General features: G+C 48.7%; 5 protein-coding genes. 4 read left to right on the forward strand and 1 reads right to left on the reverse strand.

The window, feature by feature from the left end; genetic code table 11:
- The first annotated feature begins 1 nt into the window (after position 1).
- The 4 genes from EHSB41UT_RS04215 (at position 2) to EHSB41UT_RS04230 (ending at position 4,265) form a co-directional block, all read left to right on the forward strand.
- A complete protein-coding gene (locus EHSB41UT_RS04215) occupies positions 2 to 1,384 on the forward strand; it encodes an ABC transporter permease (RefSeq protein ID WP_087107236.1) in 1,383 nt (460 codons plus the stop codon).
- Positions 1,381 to 2,982, forward strand: a complete 1,602-nt coding sequence (locus EHSB41UT_RS04220) for an ABC transporter ATP-binding protein (protein WP_087107238.1) — start codon at positions 1,381 to 1,383, stop codon at positions 2,980 to 2,982. Before EHSB41UT_RS04215 ends, EHSB41UT_RS04220 begins: the two co-directional genes overlap by 4 nt.
- A 30-nt stretch (positions 2,983 to 3,012) precedes the next feature.
- The gene (locus EHSB41UT_RS04225; RefSeq protein ID WP_087107240.1) at positions 3,013 to 3,363 is read left to right on the forward strand and encodes a hypothetical protein; all 351 of its coding nucleotides are present in this window, start codon (positions 3,013 to 3,015) and stop codon (positions 3,361 to 3,363) included.
- Between the two features lie 143 nt (positions 3,364 to 3,506).
- Positions 3,507 to 4,265, forward strand: coding sequence for a hypothetical protein (locus EHSB41UT_RS04230; RefSeq protein ID WP_087107241.1), 759 nt, complete (start codon positions 3,507 to 3,509; stop codon positions 4,263 to 4,265).
- A gap of 136 nt (positions 4,266 to 4,401) precedes the next feature.
- Here the strand turns inward: EHSB41UT_RS04230 and EHSB41UT_RS04235 are convergent, their stop codons facing one another.
- Complete coding sequence (locus EHSB41UT_RS04235; protein ID WP_087107243.1) at positions 4,402 to 5,094, reverse strand: hypothetical protein; 693 nt, start codon at positions 5,092 to 5,094, stop codon at positions 4,402 to 4,404.
- Positions 5,095 to 5,249 lie beyond the last annotated feature (155 nt).

Here is a 5,249-nt window from a genome sequence, read left to right on the forward strand (position 1 = left end):
TATGGATATCTTCACCGTCAAGCCGGTAATCCTTTGGACCGATCTTATGCTATGGCTGCTGGTTATCAGCATCACCGCCTTTCTGTTCAGTCTGCGCAGCAACCCGGAATCCCGTGATCAATGGCGGCAGGTATTCAGTTCCCGACTGGGAATGGCCACCTTTATTATTATTTTGTCGTACATAACACTGGCACTGATCGACTCCCTGCATTTTCGCAAACCACTACCGCCTGCTGCCGGACAAAACCCAGAAACCACCTATTACTCGAATAAAGTCCACAGCGTACTGGATCTGATTCTGGGAGAGATGGGCGAACGTAAGGAACGCTCCTACTCCGAACCCTTTGCCTTGAAGTCTTTCACTAAAGAAAACATGACCAACGAGCAGGGTCAGACTTATCGGGATTATCCGGACTTGGAACACGCCGGCAGTCACCTTGAAAACAAAGCTGAACATCATAGAGATCTGCTTTGGCAAAGCCTGATAGGCCTAACCAAAGGACTACTCTTCGGAGTCATTCTCTGCGCCTTGATGAAAGGGACGACACGCTCAAGTTCACTCCCCTGGGGAACAGCCATGACCACCATTCTGGTGATCTGTATGCTGCTTGGCTGGTTGCTTCATGTCGGCAATCTCTACCATATCCTTGGCACAGATCGAGCTGGCAACGATACGCTTTATGACTCGATAAAAGGGATACGGACCGGCGTTCTGATCGGCACGCTGGCAACGCTGATTATGATGCCGATTGCCATCACTCTGGGTATCTGTGCCGGTTACTTTAAAGGCTGGGTCGATGACACCGTTCAGTACCTGTACACAACGCTGAGTTCCATTCCCGGCATTCTGCTGATTGCCGCGGCGATTCTGCAGTTTCAGGTATTTATTGATTTGAACCCCGGCTTCTTTGAAGTGGGTCTGGAAAAGGCCGATGCCCGCTTTCTTGGGTTGTGCTTTATTCTCGGGATTACCAGCTGGGCCGGACTTTGTCGTCTGTTGCGGGCCGAGACCTTAAAGATCAGTCAGCTGCCTTATGTTCAGGCAGCCCATGCTTTTGGCGTGTCCCATATTCGGGTGATTCGGCAGCATATTCTTCCGAATGTGATGCATATCATCCTGATTACCTTTGTACTGGACTTCAGTGGTCTGGTGCTGGCGGAGGCGGTGCTGTCGTATATCGGTGTGGGTGTTGATTCCTCCATGCCCAGCTGGGGCAATATGATCAACCTTGCCCGCTCGGAGCTTTCGCAGGAACCTGTCGTCTGGTGGAACCTGGTCGGTGCCTTCTTCTTTATGTTTACGCTGGTACTGGCCGCCAACCTGTTCTCTGATCTGGTAAATGAAGCCTTCAACCCGAAAAACCGGCAGGAGCGTGCCCAATGACACAAGCCTCCGTGCTTTCGGTCAGGAACCTGAGTGTCGGTCTCAAAAACCGGTCACAGGATGCGGTCTTAAAGAACATCTCTTTTGATCTTACCCCCGGTGAAATCTACGCCCTTGTTGGTGAATCCGGCAGCGGCAAATCGGTTACTTCACTGGCTATGATGCGTTTATTGCCTGATGCGCTCACCGTAACAGAGGGCGAAGTGCTGTTTGAGGGGCAGGATCTGTTCAGTGCCACCGAGCAGCAGATGACGGCCGTGCGTGGCCATCGCATCGCCATGATCTTTCAGGATGCGTTAACGTCGCTTAATCCGGTCAAGAAGATTGGTACTCAGATCGAAGAAGCCCTGAAGCTGCATACGACTCTGGATAGCAAAGCGCGACGTAAACATATTATTGGCCTGCTGCAGGAAGTCGGCCTGCCAGAGCCAGAACGGCGGATTGACTGGTATCCCCATCAGTTGTCAGGCGGTCAGCAGCAGCGGGTTATGATTGCCATAGCACTGGCCTGTGAGCCGGATGTGTTGATTGCCGACGAACCCACCACCGCCCTGGATGTCACCATCCAGAAGCAGGTGCTGGATTTAATTCACAGCCTGAGCCGCTCCCGACAGCTGGCTGTTCTGCTGATCACCCATGATATGGGCGTAGTACGGGAAACTGCACACCGGGTTGGGGTAATGTACCAAGGCGAGATTATCGAGGAAGAAAGCTGTGATCGTTTCTTCCACAACCCACAGAAAGATTACAGCCGTCGCTTAATTGCCAGCCTGCCGGATCAACGGCACTTCCGGGATTCCACCCCTGTCGATGCGTTATTGTCTGTCCAGAATCTCAAGGTGCACTTCCCTCAACGACAAGGAGCTCTGCAGCGTATCCATAACTGGACCAAGGCCGTCGATGGGGTCAGTCTGACCCTTGGTCATGGTGAAACTCTGGCTTTGGTAGGCGAATCCGGCTGTGGAAAAACCACCACTGGACGCGCCATCCTGAATCTCGATCAACCCACCTCTGGCCATATTACTTTTGAAGGTCATACCCTCAATACCTTGTCCCGCAGTGCCATGCATCCTCTGCGCCGAAAGATACAGGTGATCTTTCAGGATCCGTATTCTTCAATGAATCCAAGAATGACTGTGCTGCGGATTATTGAGGAAGGAATGATCAGCCTGAAACTGGGTCTGACACCGAACCAGCGGGAAGAGCGGGTGATTGAGCTGCTGCAGAAGGTGCAGCTGGAACCGGAACACCGACACCGCTATCCCCATGAGTTTTCCGGAGGGCAACGCCAGCGTATTGCTATTGCCCGGGCGTTGGCGGTTAATCCGCAGCTGATTATCTGTGATGAACCGACCAGCGCTCTTGATGTCTCAACCCGTGCTGAAGTATTAAAACTGCTTCAGCAGCTGCAGCAGGAGCTTGGGGTTTCTTACCTGTTTATTACCCATGATTTGTCTATCATCCCCCAACTCGCCCATAGGGTTGCGGTGATGAAAGAGGGTAAGATAGTGGAGCTGGGCGTTACAAAAGCCGTTCTTACGCAGCCTCAGCACAGCTATACGCAAGAGCTGTTGCGTGCGGTTCCCCAATTGGAATAGCCTTATTAAGTCAGCAAACAGGAGACCAACATGTTCACCATCGCGATGATTGTTGCCTGTGCTGTTCTGTTTACTATCTGGCTGTGGCTTACGGTTCTAGCCGTGTTATGCCTGATTCTTGATCCTGAACTCACCAATATCCAACGCTGGGGGCAAAGCCTGATTGCTCTGCTCTTTCCCTTCCTGGGCGCAGCCTTTGTTTTACGATTGGTGAAAGATCATTCACCGGAAGTGATTGCACGATTCCGCTATCCTTGGCCTTTTAATAATTTAATTCTTGAGAAACCACTGCGCTCCGGCGGAACGGGAAATAATGGTGAAGTCATTCCCGGTGCCCACGGACACAACGGCGGTATTGTTCACCACCACGATAACAACTGAAGCCTTCCTCCAGCTCAGTGTTAACTTTTAAGACCAGCTTGTCATCTTCCCTTTAGAACCATTAATTAATAAGCACATCAAATACACATCTCAATTTAATTTGACTCACCTCTTTCAGAGCGATGATTTAGGGTGCAACTAAAATGTTAGAACCATTTCAAAACATGTTAATTTTGGACAAAGTAAAGAATAAACTTCTCATTACTTTATTTTTTCTACTTGCTCTTAATGTACACGCTGCAAACCATGGCAAAGAAGAAGCGATAGAGGTGAGAATCTATAGTTCACCTGAAGCCTACCAAAACATTCAAATTGAAGAGGAAGAGCGTGATTATTACTTTCTTCCTTTAAAGATGGCAAGGTTAGGCCATTACGTTGAAATAGAATATCGTGGTGTAGTATTACCACTCCATCAGCTGGATTTATTACCATACCATTCACATTTAGCGCCAAACCACGGCACACCAAAACTCAATATGAAATTGATGAAAAAGAATTCATCAACACCTATTATCCTTCCAGACCACATAAGCGAAAATATAGTTAAGATAATTTTACATGGGGTTCAAGAGATAATCTGTGACTGCTACTGTTTTGCTGGAATTTTACAGGGCAGTGATGCTTACAGTAATTTTGTAGCCAACAATACGAATGATCTTAGCTTAATGAATGAGAGTCCAATATTTAAGCCTGGCGACTTTGTTCAGCCTCAAATTTACCACGATGGATCTTTAGCCTACAACCACATAGCTACAAATATTGGTGAAGATCTATTCATTTCAAAAACGGGTCTTTTTGGATATTTAATTATTTCCGATCTGGAACTTATAAAAACAAAATGGGGAAGCAAAATAATACATCATTGGCCAACATCACCGCTAGAATGTGATGAATTCGATTAAACAAGCTATGAGCGATTGTTTTAATTCCCAAGTGCCTATGAACAGCGCCTCTGAATAGCGGCCCTGAAAAACAGGACCACTGGGTACTGGATATGTAAGTGGTCAGTACAGCTGAAAATAGATAATGCTCCTTTCTCTACCCTGGGTTCAGCATTCTCAGCTCAGCAAAGGACAACCGAACTTCCTGCCAGACGATATAAGCCACGGCACTGCCATACATCAGCGTTAGCTGGGAAATAAGGTTTGCTGCGTAAGGGTGAGATGGAATCATCCAGGCCAGCGTGCTGCCTACAGTCTGAAACGCCATGGCCATAATGCTCTGTCGCACAGCAGCTTCCAGCACAATATCCCGCGCCTTGGGATAGCCGATAATATCCACAAACTCAGAAATATTGATACTGCCGGTCACCAGAGTATCCGCAGTTGTATACAGGCCAGCATAAAGCACAGGGTTCAGACCGTAACCAAAGCGGGCAAGGTAGTGATAGAGCACACCCGACACGCTCGCCCTGAGTGTGCTTGAACTGAAAATGGAGCCTGCCTGCCAGAGGCTTTGGGTCGGACACTCCAGTACCTGACTGGTGACTCTGCGCACAGCCATATCCACCAGCCCTACCAGCGCCCCCGCTTTGGCAGGTTCGAGAATATTGCTGAACAGCGCCGCATCTGGAGGCTGATACGCAGCGGCTACATGACCTGCCATCACTGCGGGCAACCGGTTATTCATTAAGTTGGGAAGGTCTGTGTAAATAGCAGGGCTGACTGATGGCATCAAAATCATCATAAACGCCAGCAACCGCAGCCAGTTGATTGGTAATTGCCCCACCATCGTCAATTCCTCAGAAAATGGCTTCTGAGGCTAGACGATTTTTCACAACTCTTATGGCGTTACATCACCAAAATAACAAAGAGTTTCAAAAATTTTCACGATTTTTCTTCGGGCTGATGAGCTTCCCTGCTTTTAAAGCATGGATAATAAGTCAC

The sequence above is a fragment of the Parendozoicomonas haliclonae genome (genome assembly GCF_900174585.1).
Lineage (GTDB): Bacteria > Pseudomonadota > Gammaproteobacteria > Pseudomonadales > Endozoicomonadaceae > Sansalvadorimonas > Sansalvadorimonas haliclonae.

Coding starts and splice junctions, on each gene's coding strand:
- EHSB41UT_RS04215 (WP_087107236.1), top strand. CDS start 2: ATGGATATCTTCACCGTCAAGCCGGTAATCCTTTGGACCGATCTTATG.
- EHSB41UT_RS04230 (WP_087107241.1), top strand. CDS start 3,507: ATGTTAGAACCATTTCAAAACATGTTAATTTTGGACAAAGTAAAGAAT.
- EHSB41UT_RS04220 (WP_087107238.1), top strand. CDS start 1,381: ATGACACAAGCCTCCGTGCTTTCGGTCAGGAACCTGAGTGTCGGTCTC.
- EHSB41UT_RS04235 (WP_087107243.1), bottom strand. CDS start 5,094: ATGGTGGGGCAATTACCAATCAACTGGCTGCGGTTGCTGGCGTTTATG.
- EHSB41UT_RS04225 (WP_087107240.1), top strand. CDS start 3,013: ATGTTCACCATCGCGATGATTGTTGCCTGTGCTGTTCTGTTTACTATC.